14 protein-coding genes are annotated in these 17,083 nt (G+C 67.9%); 7 read left to right on the forward strand and 7 right to left on the reverse strand.

The genetic code is table 11. The features are described 5' to 3' along the window. Positions 1-4 precede the first annotated feature (4 nt). From ASG79_RS15180 to ASG79_RS15190, 3 genes are all read right to left on the reverse strand, one after another. Positions 5-1,120 (reverse strand): LolA family protein, encoded by a 1,116-nt coding sequence (locus ASG79_RS15180; protein ID WP_018771714.1) that lies wholly within the window; start codon positions 1,118-1,120, stop codon positions 5-7. Positions 1,121-1,180: 60 nt separating this feature from the next. Beyond that, positions 1,181-4,024, reverse strand: coding sequence for a PEP/pyruvate-binding domain-containing protein (locus ASG79_RS15185; RefSeq protein WP_056392270.1), 2,844 nt, complete (start codon positions 4,022-4,024; stop codon positions 1,181-1,183). 63 nt (positions 4,025-4,087) lie between these two features. Continuing rightward, the gene (locus ASG79_RS15190; RefSeq protein ID WP_056392273.1) at positions 4,088-5,128 is read right to left on the reverse strand and encodes a universal stress protein; all 1,041 of its coding nucleotides are present in this window, start codon (positions 5,126-5,128) and stop codon (positions 4,088-4,090) included. Positions 5,129-5,556: 428 nt separating this feature from the next. On the opposite strand from ASG79_RS15190, the gene ASG79_RS15195 reads away from it, so the two are divergent. Then, a complete protein-coding gene (locus ASG79_RS15195; protein ID WP_018771717.1) occupies positions 5,557-6,195 on the forward strand; it encodes an NAD(P)-binding protein in 639 nt (212 codons plus the stop codon). A 49-nt stretch (positions 6,196-6,244) separates the two neighbouring features. On the opposite strand, the gene ASG79_RS15200 is transcribed toward ASG79_RS15195, so the two are convergent. After that, complete coding sequence (locus tag ASG79_RS15200) at positions 6,245-6,898, reverse strand: copper resistance protein CopC (protein WP_082581780.1); 654 nt, start codon at positions 6,896-6,898, stop codon at positions 6,245-6,247. A 111-nt stretch (positions 6,899-7,009) separates the two neighbouring features. Here ASG79_RS15200 and ASG79_RS15205 point away from each other — a divergent pair, with 111 nt between their 5' ends. After that, a complete protein-coding gene (locus ASG79_RS15205) occupies positions 7,010-8,449 on the forward strand; it encodes an NCS2 family permease (RefSeq protein WP_056392274.1) in 1,440 nt (479 codons plus the stop codon). 32 nt (positions 8,450-8,481) lie between these two features. Here ASG79_RS15205 and ASG79_RS15210 read toward each other — a convergent pair whose 3' ends face one another. Then, positions 8,482-9,786 carry a cation:proton antiporter gene (locus ASG79_RS15210; protein WP_056392276.1) on the reverse strand — a complete coding sequence of 435 codons (1,305 nt, stop codon included), beginning with the start codon at positions 9,784-9,786 and terminating at the stop codon, positions 8,482-8,484. A 228-nt stretch (positions 9,787-10,014) separates the two neighbouring features. Between ASG79_RS15210 and hutG the strand changes: the two genes are divergently transcribed. Beyond that, the gene (gene hutG / locus ASG79_RS15215; RefSeq protein WP_056392278.1) at positions 10,015-11,004 is read left to right on the forward strand and encodes a formimidoylglutamase; all 990 of its coding nucleotides are present in this window, start codon (positions 10,015-10,017) and stop codon (positions 11,002-11,004) included. A gap of 19 nt (positions 11,005-11,023) precedes the next feature. Here hutG and ASG79_RS15220 read toward each other — a convergent pair whose 3' ends face one another. Then, complete coding sequence (locus tag ASG79_RS15220) at positions 11,024-11,692, reverse strand: response regulator (protein WP_018771722.1); 669 nt, start codon at positions 11,690-11,692, stop codon at positions 11,024-11,026. Continuing rightward, the gene (locus tag ASG79_RS15225; RefSeq protein ID WP_056392279.1) at positions 11,689-13,269 is read right to left on the reverse strand and encodes a sensor histidine kinase; all 1,581 of its coding nucleotides are present in this window, start codon (positions 13,267-13,269) and stop codon (positions 11,689-11,691) included. The genes ASG79_RS15220 and ASG79_RS15225 overlap by 4 nt, the downstream gene beginning before the upstream one ends. 309 nt (positions 13,270-13,578) lie before the next feature. Here ASG79_RS15225 and ASG79_RS15230 point away from each other — a divergent pair, with 309 nt between their 5' ends. Genes ASG79_RS15230 through ASG79_RS15245 form a run of 4 tightly spaced genes read left to right on the forward strand, consistent with a single transcriptional unit; the run spans position 13,579 to position 17,081 of the window. Beyond that, complete coding sequence (locus tag ASG79_RS15230) at positions 13,579-14,589, forward strand: Bug family tripartite tricarboxylate transporter substrate binding protein (protein WP_018771724.1); 1,011 nt, start codon at positions 13,579-13,581, stop codon at positions 14,587-14,589. After that, on the forward strand, positions 14,586-15,089 hold the full coding sequence (locus ASG79_RS15235) for a tripartite tricarboxylate transporter TctB family protein (RefSeq protein ID WP_018771725.1): 504 nt from the start codon (positions 14,586-14,588) through the stop codon (positions 15,087-15,089). Before ASG79_RS15230 ends, ASG79_RS15235 begins: the two co-directional genes overlap by 4 nt. Continuing rightward, on the forward strand, positions 15,090-16,628 hold the full coding sequence (locus tag ASG79_RS15240; RefSeq protein ID WP_018771726.1) for a tripartite tricarboxylate transporter permease: 1,539 nt from the start codon (positions 15,090-15,092) through the stop codon (positions 16,626-16,628). Positions 16,629-16,685: 57 nt separating this feature from the next. Next, positions 16,686-17,081 carry a universal stress protein gene (locus ASG79_RS15245; RefSeq protein ID WP_018771727.1) on the forward strand — a complete coding sequence of 132 codons (396 nt, stop codon included), beginning with the start codon at positions 16,686-16,688 and terminating at the stop codon, positions 17,079-17,081. The last annotated feature ends 2 nt before the right edge of the window (positions 17,082-17,083 follow it).

Consider the following 17,083-nt stretch of genomic DNA (forward strand, 5'->3'; position numbering starts at 1 on the left):
ACACTTATTGGGCCGCTGCTGCTGCGGCCTGCAGCCGCTCCGGCGGCACCATTCCTGCGAAGATCCGGCCGTCGTCCGTGACCAGGACGTTGAGCAGGGCGGTGGAGAGCAGCCGGCCGCCGGGGACGGCAACGGCGGCCTGGGACAGCAGCGGGTCCTGCAGCAGCGACTCGGCAGCGGCAGCAGACCCACGCGCCGTGCCCACCACGGTCTCCCATCCGGCGCCGGTTACGGAAACGTCTTTAGTGGCACCGGGATGCATGCCGTCGGGGCTGTGCATGTCTGCGGGCTCATGGGGCTTGTCCGGAACGGGAAGTTCCTTGACCGTGCTGCCCGGAGGCGGGGTAAAGGTGAAGACGGACTGGTCAGGAGCCTCCAGCGAAAGGCTGGTGAACCCGGAACGGAACGCCGGGGTGTCCGCTCCGCGTGCGGTCACCTGCACGGACAGGGGCATGCCGTTTTCACCGTCGACGGCGATGGCCACCTTACCCACCAGGGTCGCGTCGGTGCGCGGCTCAATCAGCAGGTTGTAGGCAGCCCGTCCTGCGACGGAAACGTCCGGCCCCACCGAAACGGCCGTGGTCGGTTCAACCTTGGACAGGAAGCGTTGTGCCAGGTCGCCTGGCGTCGGCATCCCACCTGCCCACTGATGGTCCTTCGCCCGGGATGGATCCTGGGCATGCTCCGGCAGGGTCAAGTGTGCGGCTGTGTTGTCCTTCGACGAATAGAACCAGACGTCGCTGCCGTGGCGGACCACGTCACGTTCAGCCAGTTGGTCCATCACCTGCACGCGGGCGTTGTCCTTGCCGTCCAGGTAGACGCGCGCGGTGTGCTTGCCGGACAGCAGCTCAATCACGGATGCGGCACTCCCCGCGGCCGCGGGACCGGATGGTTTCCCGGTGGCGGGCAGCTCCGGAAGCCCCAGGTCGGCGGACTGCTCCACTGTCCCTGAGAACGTGTGCACCTGGTGGCTTGCCGCCAACTCCAGGACCTGCGCCGGCGTCTTGGCCGGAAGTGGGTTGCTGGCACCGGCCGGAAGGGAGCCGGCCAAGGCGCCCGCAGCGATCGCCAGCGGAGCCGCGACGGCGGGCAGCCACCGCAGCCATGCCCGGCGGTTCATTGTGCTGTTTCGTTGCGACGGTCCGCTGGAATCCAGCGTGTTGGAGCCCATAGGTAAAGACTACGCCGGTGCAGGTGGATCGGTGTCACCCGCAGCGCCCCCATCCTGCTGCCGGCCGGGCCGTTCCGGCACTACGGTGCCCGCACCGCCGTCGACCGTTATTTGTTGGCCGGTCCTGATCAGCCCGGTAGCGTCCGCGACTCCGACCACCGCAGGTATCCCGTACTCCCTGGCCACAACTGCGCCGTGGGAATTGGCTCCGCCCATTTCCATCACCAGCCCGCCCGCAGTGAGGAACAGCGGCGTCCAGCCGGGGTCCGTGGAAGGGGCAACCAGGATTTCGCCCGGCTCAAGCCGGGCTCCCACGGGATCCAGGATGACGCGCGCGGCAGCGGTCACTGTTCCTGCCGAGGCTGCGCTGCCTGTCAGCATTCCTTCCATGGTGACGCCGACGGCGGTGCGCACCGCTTCGGGTTCGGTTCCATCCGAGAGCAGAACCCGGGGAATATGGCGGCGCCTGAGCTCCTGGGCGTAATCCTCGCGGCGGCCGGCCACGAGTGCGCGAAAGTCCTGGACGGGCGCTCCGCCGTCGGCGTCCACGGACAAGGCCTGCCTGGTTTCAACCAGGTCCAGGAAGAACACGTCGTCCTGCTGTTCGATGACGCCCGCCCGGGCCAGCTCCCCGCCCACCAGCAGCAGTTGCCGGCGGACTTCCCCGAGGCCGGTCACCAGCTGGTACTTTGGCAGCTCGCGCAGGCCGGCGAACAGCCGTGCCCTGTGCAGCGCGGCACGCACCAGCCTTCCCCGGATCCTGCCGCGGGCGGCGGCGCGGGCAACGAGCCGGTCCACCTGCGTTTCCGCGTCCTCCACGGCCTTGCTGAACTGTGCGTCAGGCGCCAGGGCCGGGTCCTCGAGCCTGAGGTAATTGGCGAGGATGCCCAGGATGTGTGCCGGCTCTTCGGACCATCGCGGCAGGCCAACGTCGATTTCGCCCACTGCCCGGTGGCCGTACTCGTCCAGGAACCGGGTGAGGCCCGCATCGAGGCGTGCGGGCAGCTGTCCGGCCTGGAACGCGGCTGCCAGGACGGTGGGATCGCCGGCCATGAGTTCGGTTCGTGATTGAACGTCTTCCCGGATTTCCTTGGCAAGGTGCCACAGCTCCAGGTCCATTTCGGTGGTGATGTTGTTGGGCAGGCCACGGATCACGGGCTGCAGCTCAGCCCAGGCATTGCCACCCAGCAGTCTTCCCGCAACGCCGAGCATGGCGAACCCCAGGGCGGGAAGGGGAAGAATTGCCGGAACAATCGGGAACAGGCGCTGCCCAAGGAGGGATTCGGCGTGGTCAAGGCGTGCCGGCGCGCCGGCACCGTCTTCGGAGCCCAGGGATGCCTCGAAGTCGCACGTGAAGCGGTCCAGCCGCCGGAGCGCTGCCCGGGGCCGGACCAGCGCCCGGAGAAGCGTGGCAGGAACCTTGGCGCGGGCTGCGACGGGAACGATGTGATGCAGCAGCCCGAAAGGCGTCCTCGTGGTCACCGAAAAGGCGGGATCGTCGAACAGTTGCCGCATGACCGTTGCTGTCCGGGCCTCCATGATGTCGAAGACTCGGGGAACGAGGCGCCGGCCCACGGTACTGCGGATGGGAGTGGTGAAGTCGACGTAGATCCGCTGCCCGGCCTCGGCATAGGGCGACGGTCCGCCACGGGGGTCCGGAACAGGGAAGCCTGCAGCCTGGGCGATGGAGGAGGCGACGAGCCGCAGCGCCGCAAGGCCCATGGGCGTCAACGGGCGGGTAAGCCCCTGGGCCAGGCTGAAACAGAGATACGCCCTGGTACCGCTTGCGGCGGGGCTGCACTGGGGGACCCTGCCCGCGGCACCGTTGCTCTCCGGGACGGGGTAGAGGGTGGTGATCGGCCTGGACTGGGTGAGCCACAGGCCCCCGGTACGGTCGATGGCCCACTCGGTGTCCTGCGGGGTGCCGAAATGATCCTCGGCCTCCAGGCCAAGGCGCGCCAGTCCAGCCAGTTGGCTGTCCGTCAGGCAGGCAGCATTGCTGGTTGCGGGAACCTTCAGGGTCTGCGTCCCGCCACCGGGAAGGGGGCGTACCGCCACGCCCTTATCTCCCAGTTTCCGTTCCAGGACCCTTCCGGTCAGGGCGTCCACCACGAAGTGGTCCGGATTGACGGCGCCTGAGACGACGGCCTCGCCCAGGCCGGGACTGGCATCGATAACGATCTGCCGCCTGCGGCCGGTCAGGGGGTTCGCCGTGAACATGACGCCGGCGGCGTCCGCGTCCACCATCCGCTGGACCACCACCGCGAGCGCAACGCCGGCCGGATCGATCCCCAGGCTTGCCCGGTATGCGGTTGCCCGGTCCGTCCACAGCGACGCCCAGCAGTTGCGGACGGCCTCAAGCAGGGCAGGCACTCCGACGACGTTGAGGTAGGTGTCCTGCTGCCCGGCGAAGCTGGCGAATGGCAGGTCTTCTGCGGTGGCCGAGGACCTGACCGCTACCGGAACATCGGGTCCCAGGGCCGCGTACGCCTGTTCCACCTCGCGGGAAACCGCCGCCGGAAGCGGAAGTGCCAGGATCGCGGCACGGGCTGTTTCAGCCAGCCCTGCCACGTCATGCGGTTCCGTAACGCCGGACCGGGCGGCGTCCCCCAGGGTGGCATAAACCCCGGCCAGCGCGGGAGGCAGGGAGTCGGGGGCGCCGGTTGCCTGCCGGTATGCAGCGGTAGTGAGGCAGAAACCTTCCGGGACCGGCAACCCTGCGGACAACAGCGCTCCAAGGTTGGCTGCCTTGCCACCCGCCAAGCCCAGCATTCCGGCGTCGAGCCGGCGCAGGTCCAGCACCAGCCCGGCGTCCGTGCTGGTGCCGACTTTTGACAGCCCTGGCTGCTCCATGTCCCAGATGCCTTATCCGAGCGGCGGTATTCCGGGGATGCCTTGCTGTTTGTCCGGTGCCGGCTAGGCGGCGTCGCCGAGGATCGGACCGAACCGCGCACGGTCCGCCAGGCGGGGGTCTTCCCGGTCCGGGACCACCATGACCGGGCCCTTTGCATGGTGCAGGACACCATCGGACGTTGAGCCCAGAAGCATTCCGGTGAAGCCCCCGCGGCCGCGGGTACCCACCACCACCAGTTCCACGTGCCGGCTTTCCTCCACGAGCACGTCCACCGGCGAACCGTCCTTCAGCTCGTAGTCAGCCCGCAGGTGCGGGTAGTGGCTGCGGAGCCACGCCATGCCGGCCTCCAGGGTGACCCGGATATCGTCAAACAATGCCTTCCGGTCCATGGGTGCGGGAACCCAGGCCAGGGAACCGCTGTACTGGGGGACGGCACAGATCACGCGGAGCGAGGCACCCAGCCGTTCGGCCTGGTCGGCTGCTTCGAGGACGGCAACGCGTGCCTGCTCGGAGCCATCGACGCCGACCACCACCACGTTCTCCACCAGCCGGTGGCCGGACTTGGCCTGCTCCGCCTTGACGCGGCGGTCCTCGGTGGTTTCACCGAGCCGGTCCGAACAGAATAAGGGGACCGTCACGGTGGGGCATTTTGCATGGGCAGGCAGGGCACTGCTGACCGATCCCAGGAGGCGGCCCACGAAGCCGCCGCGGCCGCGGGTGCCCACCACCAGGAGTTCCGCGGTTTCGGAGATTTCCAGCAGGACTCCTGCTGCGTCGCCGTTCTCTACGGAGGAACTGACATCAATGTCGTAAGCGGAAACCTTTTCAACAGCCTGCTTGGCGATGGCCTCGGCACCTTCACGGATGACGGAATCGTCCACCGTGGCATAGCCTCCGTCCAGTCCGGACGCGGCGAAGATCGGCACGGAATAGGCGGTGACGATATGGAGCGGACGACGGCGGCGCTGGGCTTCCCGCGCGGCCCACACCAAGGCGCACTGGCCATGGTCCGAACCGTCCACGCCCACCACGATGCCGTGGGGAGCGGGTGACGCACCACCACCGTCCCGGGCCTGGTCCGGGTGCAACTCTCGTGAGCCCATGGGGGCCGCCTCCTCGCGATACGCCTGATGTTGCGGCTATTCTGCCAGAAAACGGACCACTCCCCGTGCATCCCGGCCCCCAGCGGCACCGGCAGGAAAAGGGCCGTTCCCGATTCCCACTATTCTCCGTCTCCCAGGGCTTAGCAAGCCTGTTCAGGGGCGGGTAGGCCGGGTTATCCACAGGCCCTCCGGAGCGGCTGGGAAAGCGCCTTCATGTCATCAGAAACGTTTTCCTCATTGGGCTATCCACGGCCGCATTTGTTCTGTAGTCTTCAGGACATTGTTGGTCCGGGACGCCAACCGCAACTTCCTGCGCGCACTGTCCCGGGCCATGCGCTGCGGCCGTACTTGGGGGTAACGGGACGCGAGCCGGCGAGGACGCCGGCACCTGCCGAAAGCTTCGAAGGAGGGAAACTGTAGTGTCAAGCATGCCTGGGGATGCCCAGACCGAACAGACCACCACTGTCATCATTGGCACGGGCCTGTCCGGGCTTGCCGTGGCCGCAGAACTGCGCCGCCACCGCGTGGCCTCCATTGTGGTGGACGGGCTGGACATCCTCGGCGCCGGGCAACCCGCAAACACGTCATCGCTGCAGCGCTGCGACGCGGCGGACAGCGACACCCTCCGGGAGCGCAACGAGATCCTGCGCCATCTGCGCAATTACGCCACAAGCCACAGCGTGGACGTCCGGAACACAACCCGCGCGGTCCAGCTGACCATGCTCCAGGGACCCGGGCACGGCGCCGCTCCGCAATGGCAGGTGCACACCCCCACCGGCATCCTGGTGGCCGACCACATCGTCCTGACCAGGTGCGCCCACAGCCAGCTGCGACGCATGCTCAACGACTTCGGGATCGCCGTAGGCCGGAACGTGGCAGCGGCCATGCGGGCCATTGGCATCTACCTGGTGGGAGTGGGTGAGCTGATCACGCCGTCGCCCAAGGAAGTACTGCGCCAGGCCAAGACGGTGGGCCAGGCCATCTCCGCCAAGGTCAATCCGGGCAGTGGCCACCCATCCGGCGGCGCCTTCCCGGCAACGGGCAGCTTTGCGGTGCTGACCTGCTGACAGCCCTGCCCGCCGCCAGGCCGGAGCCGGCCGGCACCCCCGGGCCGGGCTACCCCCGGCCGTCCTCCCCGGCATCCATGCCGTCCCCGTCATCCCCGTCGCCTGTGAGCCGGCGCCGGGCCAGGACGCCGAGGGCCACCAGCAGCCCCACGGCAACGGCCGCAAAAATCACGATGCTCCACTGGAAGGGCTCGCCGGCATTGGCAGGCACGGACGGCTCCTCCGTAACCCCGGGCTGTGCTGTACCCATTCCCGGAACTGCACCCGCCGCCGTCGGACTGGCCGGGCCCGCCGTTGCGGACGGGTCGCCTGTGGCCGCGGTGAAAGTGAATGTGCCCTCAATGGGGTGCGAGTCCGAACTGACCACGCGCCATGCCACGGTGTACTTCCCCGCGGGGCCGCCTGGCCGAAGCTTTTGGGTGGCCACGTTGTCCACGATCTGCACGGACCCGTCAGCCCATTCGGTACCGCCGGCGTCCTTGACCGAGAACGACGAGCCGATGCCCAGCGGCTTGTTGCTGAAGGTCACCGAAACCTCGCCGGGCGGCGCCGGCAGCGCCGCACCCTGGGCCGGGCTGGTGGACTCTGCGGCATCGTGGGCGCTGGCCGGGCCCGCCAGGCCCAGCATCGCGGCGGCGAGGACAAAGGAGAGGACGAAGAAACCGGGCACAAAGCCCAGCAGTCGGCGGCGGACGTGGCGCATGTTTGGGCTGCTCCTTGTGTTGGCTTCCTTACAGACTAGGCGCATTTGCCGGCCCATTCCCTGCCGCCCCCTTAGGATGCAGGTATCCCCACACACTTCCCCGGAGGACTAATGCTTAAGCAAGGCTCTGCCCTGGACCGGTATTTCAGGGTCACCGAGCGCGGTTCCAACCTTTCCCGCGAGATCCGCGGCGGGTTCGCCACCTTCTTCGCCATGAGCTACATCGTGGTGCTGAACCCGCTGATCCTGTCCGGTCCGGACTCGAACGGCACCACACTGGGCTTCACCGCCGTGGCCGCCGTGACCGCGTTCGTGGCAGGCATCCTGACCATCCTGATGGGCGCCTGGGGCCGGCATCCCTTCGCGCTGGCCACCGGCCTCGGCGTGAATGCCTTCGTGGCCGTCACCGTGGCCACAAACCCGGAACTCAGCTGGCCGGACATGATGGGCCTGGTGGTCCTCTCCGGCGTCACCATGCTGATCCTGGTCCTCACCGGCTTCCGGACCGCCGTCTTCAAGGCCGTGCCGGACGGCCTCAAGACGGCAATCGTGGTGGGCATCGGCCTGTTCATCGCCCTGATCGGGCTGGTCAACGCCGGATTCGTGCGGCGCATTCCGGACGTTGCAGGCACCACGGTGCCCGTTGGCCTTGGCTTCGAAGGCAAGCTGCTGGGCTGGCCCACGGCCGTGTTCGTTTTCGGCCTGATCCTGACCATCGCCCTTGTGGTGCGCAAGATCAAGGGCGCCATCCTGATCGGCATCATCACCTCCACCGTGCTGTCCGTGATCCTTGAGACAACCCTGCACATCGGACCCAGCTTCGACGGCAAGAACTTCAACCCCCAGGGCTGGTCCCTGGTGGCGCCGGCGTTCTCCGGCTGGGCCGCCCCTGACCTGTCCCTGATCGGCAAGGCCAATCCCTTCGGCGCCTTCGAACACCTCGGCTTCGTGGCCGCCACCCTGCTGGCCTTCGTAATCCTGCTCAGCATCTTCTTCGACGCCATGGGCACCATGGTGGGCCTGGCCAACGAGGCCGGGACGGTGGACGAGCACGGCAACATTCCCGACGTCGACCGCGTGCTCCAGGTGGACGCACTCGGCGCCATCATCGGCGGCGGCGCTTCCGTCTCCTCCAACCAGATCTATGTCGAGGCCGGCGCCGGCATCGGCGAAGGCGCCCGCACCGGTATCGCCTCGGTGGTCACCGGCCTGCTGTTTCTGGTGGCCATGTTCTTCACCCCGCTGATCAACCTGGTGCCGTTCGAGGCAGTGGCCCCGGCGCTGGTAGTGGTGGGCTTCATGATGGTGTCCCAGGTGGGCAAGATCGACTGGCAGGACTGGGGCATCGCCATCCCGGCGTTCCTGACGTTCACCCTTATGCCGTTCACCTACTCCATCGCCAACGGCCTGGGCGCAGGCTTCATCGCGTACGTCCTGATTCGCACCGTCCAGGGACGGGTCAAGGACATCCACCCGCTGATGTGGGCCGTGGCCGCGGCGTTCGCACTGTTCTTCGCCATCGGGCCCATCGAGGCCGCACTGGGCATGTAGCTAGACCCCTGTATAGCTGCACAGGCATGCAGCTATACAGGGGTGTTCGGCGCGAGTCCCTCGTCGCCGGACACCGCCAGCGCCTTCCTTTCGCGCAGCCGGTCCAGCCGGTTCATGAGGGGCGAGGTGGTGGCGCCATGGATCACGATGGACAGCGCCACCACCAGCCCGATGAAGGACCAGAGCCAGTGTGCCTGGTCCGTGAAGTGGCCTTCGCCCAGCGCAAAGGCCAGGTAGTACACCGACCCGATGCCGCGGATACCAAAGAAGGAGAGCGCCACGCGTTCCCGCGGCCCGGTCTTGCCGCCCAGCAGGCCCAGCCAGCCGGCAAGCGGCCGGACCACCAGCAGGAATGCCAACGCCACCAGCACTTCCCCCAAGCCAATCCCTTCAAGCAGCCCACGGGCGATTGCACCGCCGAGCAGGACCAGGATCACCACCGTCAGGAGCCGTTCCAGCTGCTCCACGTAGGAGTGCAGCACCCGGTGGTAGCCGTGGGTGCGTTCAGCTGCGCGGATGGTCACGGCGCAGACGAAGACCGCGATGAATCCGTAGCCCGCCACCATCTGCGTCAGCCCATAGGCCAGGAACGTCGCCGCCAGGGCCACGAACCCCTCGGAGTGGTTGGACAGCCTGAAGCTCTCCGCATGGGCGGAGAAGAAGACCCTTGCCAGCAGCTTGCCGGTGAGGAAGCCCACCAGCAGCCCGATGGCCAGCCGCCACAGCACGTCCAGCCCGAACCATTCGCCAAACCAGGCAGTTGGGCTTGCCCCGGCGACGCTGATGGCAATGGCCAGGTACACGAACGGGAAAGCCAGCCCGTCGTTCAGCCCGGCTTCCGAGGTGAGTCCGAACCGGACCTCATCCTCCTTGTCGGTATGGCCATCCTGGTCGGCGGGCTCGCCCACCTGGACTTCGGACGCGAGGACCGGGTCCGTGGGGGCGAGGCTGGCGGCCACCAGCAGGGCCGCGCCCAGCCCCAGGCCCAGGAACCACATGCCCAGCAGCGTCAACCCCAGGATGCACAACGGCATGGCGATGCCCAGGAGCCGCCACGTGGTGGACCAGCGCTTGCGTCCCACCGGCCGGTCCAGGGCCAGTCCGGCGCCCATCAGCGAAATGATCACGCAGACCTCCGCAAGGTGCATGACAAAATCGCCGTGCTCCACCGGGTTAGGGTCCGGCAGCGATGGAATCAGCGCGAACGCCCCCATCCCGGCACCAAGGAAAACCATGGGCATGGACAGCGGCATGTCGCGCAGCAGCTTGGGCAGGACCGCGGCGATGAAGACGGCGATGCCTGCCGCGGCAAAGAGGATGTCTGGGGCTTCGAACATGGGGAAGGCTCTCCAGCCTGGAATGGTTGCGTGGATCCGGAAGCGGACACGCCACGCTTCGATGGGGCGGACTGCTCTCACCATAACCCCTGCACCCGGCATATCCCCGGCGCAGTAAGAAGTCCGGGTACCTGGAAGCCGGGTCCTGGAGTTAGGGGTTCTTGGATCCCGGACAGGACGACGGCGGCGTTGCTGGTTTTCGTGCCCCGCATGCGGTGAGCTTGAGTCATGTCCCTCCAGCTCCCCGCCGTCGATGTCCCGCCCCAGCCCTGGACCGGGAGGTTCGACGGCGACGCTCCCGGCCACCGCCGATGGTGGCAGGCAGTTGACACGCTGGACAGCACCACGGCGGGTGCGGGGGACGGGATGGGTGCGCCGGGTACGGGGGGTACAGCGACCGGCAGGCCCGTGGCCCTGCTGGGCTTCGCCAGCGACGAGGGCGTGCGCCGGAACAAGGGGCGCACCGGAGCGTCCGCCGCCCCCGCAGCCTTGCGGAAGGCGCTGGGCCCGCTCGCTTTCCACCTCGACCGGACGGTGGCTGACCTCGGCGACGTGGCGGTGCCGGGGGAAGACCTGGAAGCCGGGCAGGAACGGCTTGGCCGCGCAGTGGCGGCCCTGCTGGACGCCGGCCACCAGACCGTTGTCCTGGGCGGCGGCCACGAAACCGCCTACGCGAGCTACCTCGGCGTCAGCGCCTCGTCGGCGGTCCGCAACGGGCAGCGGCTTGGTGTCCTGAACCTTGACGCCCACTTCGACCTCCGCGACGAGCCGGTGCCCAGTTCCGGGACCCCGTTCCTGCAGATGGCCCATGCGGAAGCGGACGCCGGGCGGGAATTCCGCTACGCCGTCGTGGGCATCTCGGAGCCGAACAACACCCGGGTCCTGTTCGACACCGCCCGGACGCTGGGCGTTCGGTACCTGCTGGACGAGGACTGCGACGCAGAGAGGGTGCGGGACTTCGTGGACGCCTTCCTGGCGGACATTGACGTGCTGTACCTGACCATCGACCTGGATGTGCTGCCCGCGGCCGTGGCGCCCGGGGTGAGCGCGCCCGCGGCCTACGGCGTGCCGCTGCCTGTTATTTCCGCCGTGTGCCGGCAGGTGGCGCGGAGCGGGAAGCTCCTGCACCTGGACGTTGCGGAGCTGAACCCGGCCTTCGACATCGACGGCCGGACCGCCAAAACCGCAGCGCGGCTGGTGGACACGCTGCTGCGCTGAAAGACGCCGCAGCCCGGAATCAGGCTCCCTTCAGGACGTACCGGCGCTCCGGCCGTCCCACGCCGTACTTGAGCCGCACCTCCAGGGTGCCTTCGTCGTGCAGGTATTCCAGGTAGCGGCGGGCGCTGACGCGGGAAGTGCCCAGTTCCTGGGCCACTTCTGCGGCTGACACGTCACCGGCGGCAGCGTTCAGTGCCGCCTCCACCAGCTTCAGGGTCTCGATGCTGCAGCCCTTGGGGAGCGGACGTTCGGCGCGGTCCAGGCCGAACACCCGGTTGACGTCCGACTGCTCGGCCACGTCCTTGGACGCGTCAAGGCCTTGGTAGGCATTGCGGTAGTGCTCCAGCCGCTCCTGCAGGTCCGTCTGCGAAAAAGGCTTGATCAGGTAATGGACAATGCCGCCCCGGAGCGCCTTCCGCACGGTCTCCACCTCCCGTGCGGCACTGATGACCAGCACGTCCAGCTCCGGTGCCACCGCTCGCAGGCGCTGCATCAGGTCAAGGCCGTTGATGTCCGGAAGGTGGATGTCCAGCAGCACCAGGTCCGGCTGGAGCCGTTCGGTTTCCGCCACGGCCTGGGCCCCGGTGTGTGCCGCACCCACCACGGCGAAGCCCGGCGTGCGCTGGATGAAGCCGGCATGCACCTTGGCGACCATGAAGTCGTCATCGACGATCAGGACCTTGATCATGGCTGGGTACTCCCTCGTTTCAGCACGGCGGTAAAGACAGCCCCATTATCGTTGGCCACCGCCAGGTTCCCGCCACTGCGGCGGCACACCACCCGGGACAGCGCCAGCCCGAAACCGCGGCTGCCGGCCGGGCCCGGTTCCTTGGTGGTGAAGCCCTGGCGGAAGATGTGGTCCGTGGAGCTGCCGGGAACGCCGGGACCATTGTCCCGCACCGTCACCACGACGTCTTTCCCTGCCTTGCCCTCCACCCGCACCGTGACGACTCCCTGCGGAAGCCCGGTGACGGCGTCGAACGCGTTGTCCACCAGGTTCCCCACCACGGTGGTGAGGTCCCGGGACAACTCGTCATCAACGGGGTCCAGCACGGAGTCGGGGTGCAGCTGCAGGGCCACGCCCCGTTCGGTGGCGAGGCTGGACTTGGCGATCAGGAGGGCAGCGAGCGCGGGATCCTTGATCCGGCCGGTCACTTCGTCATTGAGCCGGGTCCGGTCCACGGTGGCACCGTTGACGAACTGGACCACGGAGTCGTACTCGCCGATCTGGATCAGGCCGGAAATGACGTGCAGCTGGTTGGCGAACTCGTGCGCCTGGGCCCGCAGGGTGTCCGTGGCAGTGCGGGTGGTGCCGAGTTCCTGCTCCAGTTCGGAGAGTTCCGTGCGGTCGCGAAGGGTTGTGACCGAGCCGATGACCCGGCCGCGGGACTGGATGGGCACCCGGTTCATCACCACCAGCCGGTCCCCCACCAGCACCAGCTGGTCCGACCCGGGCTGGTCCCGGGTGAGGACTTCCTTGAGGGCGGGTTCGACGGCGAGGCCCGCCACGCGTTTGCCCACGCAGTCGGGCGGGAGTCCGAGCAGGGCGCGGGCGCTGTGGTTGGCCACCGTGATCCGATCGTGCAGGTCCAGCGCAACCACACCCTCCTTGAGGCCGTGCAGCATGGCTTCGCGGTTCTCCACCAGGCTGGTGATTTCGCTGGGTTCCATGCCGAGAGTCTGCCGTTTGACCCGCCGCGAGAGCAGCAAGGAGCCTGCAATGCCCAGGACGCTGGCGACGCCCAGGTACGTGAGGAGGTTGGGGACGGCGTCGCCCAGCCGCTCGAGCACGGTGGGATAGTTGCGGCTGATGGAGGCGATCCCGATCATGCGGCCGGTATCGTCCAGGACCGGGACGTGGGCGGAGAGGAGCGGGGCGGGCGTGCCGCCCACCACTCCGGTCCAGGCCCTGCCTTCCATCACCCGGCTGGCGCCGAGCTCCAGCGGCTCGCCCAGCAGGCTGGGGTCCGAGGACGCCACCACGGTGCGGTCCAGTTTCGCGAGCGCGACCCGGGAGGAGCCCGAGACGATCCGGACGGATTCCGCCACCGACGGCAGGACGGCCCCGCCGCGCGGTTCGGCGTCCGGGAGGAGTTCGCGCACCACGGGGTTGCCGCCCAGGGCTTCCGCGGCCGACAGGGCACGCCTGCCTTCGATCCGTTCGAAGGCGGCCGCGGACTGGGCCAGGGAGATGGCCACCACGCCCACCAGGACGGCCAGGACAATGAGCAACTGCAGCAGAAGGTACTGCCCCGCGAGGGACATTCCTCGTCGTCGAGTCACAATGGTCTTCCTGGAGTTGCTGGTTGGGCCGGGAGTTGTCCGGCGGGTTTGGCTGGCCCCTTATGCGCGCAGCAGCGCGGGCCCAGGGCCGGGGTTGGTACCGGGAACTATATCCCAAAGCCCGCGGCCGGGCCGTTGTGGGGGTTTGGAAACGTGAACGCAATGAACACAACTTTCTCTGCGTACACAAGAGTGATCGGCGTCACGGCCGCCCCTAGCATCGGAACCACAAGGCATCGGAACCGCAAGGCAGCCGATGCCGGTCAGATTTGTTCGAGAGAAGAGGAACACATGCGCCAGATCCGCGCATTGCGAATTGCCGCCGTTGCCGCCGGCATCGCCCTGATGGCCACCGGTTGCGGTGCCACCAGCAAGAGCTCCACCGGTTCGGAAAGCTCCGGCGCCGCCGCCGGACCCATCACCGGCCTGCAGATCATGGTCCCCAACACCCCCGGCGGCGGTTACGACACCACCGCCCGCGCCGCCGCGAAGGTTCTCGACGACGAGAAGATCTCCACTAACACCGAGGTCTTCAACCTCGCAGGGGCCGGCGGCACGGTGGGCCTGGCCCGCGTGGTCAACGAGAAGGGCAACGGCGATCTTGCCATGCTCATGGGCCTGGGCGTTGTCGGCGCCAGCTACACCAACAAGTCCGAGTCCAAGCTGACCGACACCACCCCGCTGGCCCGGCTGATCGAAGAGCCCGGCGCCATCATGGTCAGCAAGGACTCCCCGTACAAGACCATCGATGACCTGGTGAAGGCCTGGAAAGCCGATCCCGGTTCCATCGCCGTGGGCGGCGGCTCCTCCCCCGGCGGCCCGGACCACCTGCTGCCCATGCAGCTGGCCGGGGCCGTGGGCATCGACGCCACCAAGGTCAACTACGTTGCCTACGACGGCGGCGGCGACCTCCTGCCCGCAATCCTGGGCAACAAGCTGGGCTTCGCCGCTTCCGGCGCCGGCGAGTACCTGAAGCAGATCGAATCCGGCGAGGTCCGGGTCCTGGCCACCAGCGGCGAGAAGCGCCTGGACGGCGTGGACGCACCCACGCTCAAGGAATCCAACATCGACCTGGTGTTCACCAACTGGCGCGGCGTCGTGGCCCCTCCGGGAATCAGCGACAAGGACAAGGCATCCCTGATCGCAGCCCTGGAAAAGATGCACGGCACGGCCGGCTGGAAGGAAGCGCTGAAGACCCACAGCTGGACCGATGCCTTCATCACCGGTGACCAGTTCAAGACCTTCCTCACCGAGCAGGACAAGCGGGTGGCGGACGTCCTCACCAAGCTTGGGTTGGCGTGACCTCCCTGACCACAGGCCTCAAAGGCCGCTCCGAGCTGGGAGTTGCACTCCTGCTCGGGGCGGCCGGCGTCCTGGTCTTCCTGGATGCCAACGGCCTGGTAACCCCGTATTCGAAGTCCGACCCGGTGGGTCCCAAAACCGTTCCGTTCATCGTGGCCGGAATGCTGGTGGTCTGCGCCGTGCTGCTGGCCGTCAACGTCCTGCGCGGCGGCAAGGGCGAGGCTGAGGGCGGCGAGGACGTCGACCTCACGCACCCCGCCGACTGGAAGACCGTCCTGCCGCTGGCCGGCGCGTTCATCCTGAACATCCTGCTGATCGACTGGGCCGGCTGGGTGATCTCCGGAACCGTCCTGTTCTGGGGCAGCGTCCTGGCCCTCGGCAGCCGCCGCTACGTCCGGGACGGCGCGATCTCCGTGGCCCTGTCCCTGTTGACCTTCTACGGCTTCTACCTCGGCCTGGGCATCGCGCTGCCGGCCGGCCTCCTGGAAGGAATCCTCTAAATGGACGTCTGGTCCTCCCTGATGGACGGCTTCGCCACCGCCCTGACCCCCATGAATTTCCTGTACGCCGTCATCGGCGTCGTCCTGGGCACCGCCGTCGGTGTCCTCCCCGGCCTGGGCCCGGCCATGACCGTTGCCCTGCTGCTCCCCGTCACCTATGCCCTGGAACCCACCAGCGCCTTCATCATGTTCGCCGGCATCTACTACGGCGGCATGTACGGCGGTTCCACCACCTCGATCCTCCTCAACACTCCCGGCGAATCGTCCTCCGTGGTCACCGCCATCGAGGGCAACAAGATGGCCAAGGCGGGCAGGGCGGCGCAGGCGCTTGCGACGGCGGCCATCGGCTCGTTCGTCGCCGGCACCATCGGCACGGCGCTGCTGGCCGTCTGCGCGCCGATCGTGGTGAAGTTCGCAGTGAGCCTTGGTGCACCCAGCTACTTCGCCATCATGGTCTTGGCGCTGTTGGCGGTCACGGCCGTACTCGGTTCGTCGCGCTTGCGCGGCTTTGCTTCCCTGGGCCTGGGCCTGGCCATTGGTCTTGTGGGCATGGACTCCGTGACCGGCCAGCGCCGCCTCACCTTCGGCCAGCCGCTCCTGGCGGACGGCCTGGACATCGTGGTGGTGGCCGTGGCCATCTTCGCCGTGGGAGAGGCCCTCTGGGTGGCCGCGCACCTGCGCCGTACCCCCCTGCATGCCATTCCCGTGGGCCAGCCCTGGATGGGCAAGTCCGACTGGAAGCGCTCCTGGAAGCCCTGGCTGCGCGGGACCGCCTTTGGCTTCCCGTTCGGTGCACTGCCGGCAGGCGGCGCCGAGATCCCAACCTTCCTCTCCTATGTCACGGAAAAGCGCCTCAGCAAACACCCCGAAGAGTTCGGCAAGGGTGCCATCGAGGGCGTTGCCGGTCCGGAAGCGGCCAACAACGCGGCGGCCGCCGGCACCCTGACTCCCATGCTGGCACTGGGCCTGCCCACCAACGCCACCGCCGCCGTCATGCTCGCCGCCTTCACCAGCTACGGCATCCAGCCGGGTCCGCAGCTTTTCGAAAGCCAAGGGCCCCTTGTGTGGGCGCTGATCGCCAGCCTCTTCATTGGCAACCTGCTGCTCCTGCTGATTAACCTCCCGCTGGCACCGATGTGGGCGAAACTCCTGCAGCTGCCCCGCCCCTACCTGTATGCCGGCATCCTGTTCTTCGCCACGCTGGGCGCCTACTCGGTGAACCTGCAGGCGTTCGACCTGGTGATCCTGCTGGTCCTGGGCGCACTGGGCTTCATGATGCGGCGCTTCGGGCTTCCCGTCCTGCCGCTGATCCTTGGCGTGATCCTGGGTCCGCGGATCGAAGGGCAGCTCCGCAAGACCCTGCAGCTGAGCGCGGGTGACCCGGCAGGGCTCTTCAGCGAGCCGATCGCCGTCGGGATCTATGTCATCATTGGCCTCATCCTGCTCTGGCCCTTTGCCTACAAGCTGTACCGGCGCAGCCGTCCGGACCGCAGGCCGCTGGTTCCCGCCAATTCGGGCGCAGCTGACTACAGCGACTGAGCAGGCCCGCCCCGTCGCCAGATCCCACTACCCGCATCGAGCAGAAAAGGAGACTCCATGACCGTCGTTGTGGGATACGTCCCCACCCCCGAGGGCGAAGCCGCCCTCACCCAGGCCATCACCGAGGCCAGGAAGAGCAACAGCACCCTGGTGCTGATCAACTCCTCAAAGGGCGAAGCACCGGTGGACAACCGCTTTGCGCAGGACGGCGACATCCAGGACATCGAGAAGCGGCTGGCCGGCCAGGGCATCGAGTACCTGATCAAGCGGCCCGTCCGCGGCCATGATGCCGCGGCCGAGGTGCTGGACGCCGCGGAGGAGCACAACGCCGAACTGATCGTGATCGGCCTGCGCCGCCGCACCCCGGTGGGCAAGCTGATCATGGGCAGCACGTCCCAGCGCATCCTGCTGGAGGCGGACTGCCCGGTCCTGGCGGTAAAAGCGGGCCAGTAACC

The organism is Arthrobacter sp. Soil761 (assembly GCF_001428325.1).
GTDB lineage: Bacteria > Actinomycetota > Actinomycetes > Actinomycetales > Micrococcaceae > Arthrobacter.

Coding starts and splice junctions, on each gene's coding strand:
- ASG79_RS15180 (WP_018771714.1), bottom strand. CDS start 1,120: ATGAACCGCCGGGCATGGCTGCGGTGGCTGCCCGCCGTCGCGGCTCCG.
- ASG79_RS15185 (WP_056392270.1), bottom strand. CDS start 4,024: ATGGAGCAGCCAGGGCTGTCAAAAGTCGGCACCAGCACGGACGCCGGG.
- ASG79_RS15190 (WP_056392273.1), bottom strand. CDS start 5,128: ATGGGCTCACGAGAGTTGCACCCGGACCAGGCCCGGGACGGTGGTGGT.
- ASG79_RS15195 (WP_018771717.1), top strand. CDS start 5,557: ATGCCTGGGGATGCCCAGACCGAACAGACCACCACTGTCATCATTGGC.
- ASG79_RS15200 (WP_082581780.1), bottom strand. CDS start 6,898: ATGCGCCACGTCCGCCGCCGACTGCTGGGCTTTGTGCCCGGTTTCTTC.
- ASG79_RS15205 (WP_056392274.1), top strand. CDS start 7,010: ATGCTTAAGCAAGGCTCTGCCCTGGACCGGTATTTCAGGGTCACCGAG.
- ASG79_RS15210 (WP_056392276.1), bottom strand. CDS start 9,786: ATGTTCGAAGCCCCAGACATCCTCTTTGCCGCGGCAGGCATCGCCGTC.
- hutG (WP_056392278.1), top strand. CDS start 10,015: ATGTCCCTCCAGCTCCCCGCCGTCGATGTCCCGCCCCAGCCCTGGACC.
- ASG79_RS15220 (WP_018771722.1), bottom strand. CDS start 11,692: ATGATCAAGGTCCTGATCGTCGATGACGACTTCATGGTCGCCAAGGTG.
- ASG79_RS15225 (WP_056392279.1), bottom strand. CDS start 13,269: ATGTCCCTCGCGGGGCAGTACCTTCTGCTGCAGTTGCTCATTGTCCTG.
- ASG79_RS15230 (WP_018771724.1), top strand. CDS start 13,579: ATGCGCCAGATCCGCGCATTGCGAATTGCCGCCGTTGCCGCCGGCATC.
- ASG79_RS15240 (WP_018771726.1), top strand. CDS start 15,090: ATGGACGTCTGGTCCTCCCTGATGGACGGCTTCGCCACCGCCCTGACC.
- ASG79_RS15245 (WP_018771727.1), top strand. CDS start 16,686: ATGACCGTCGTTGTGGGATACGTCCCCACCCCCGAGGGCGAAGCCGCC.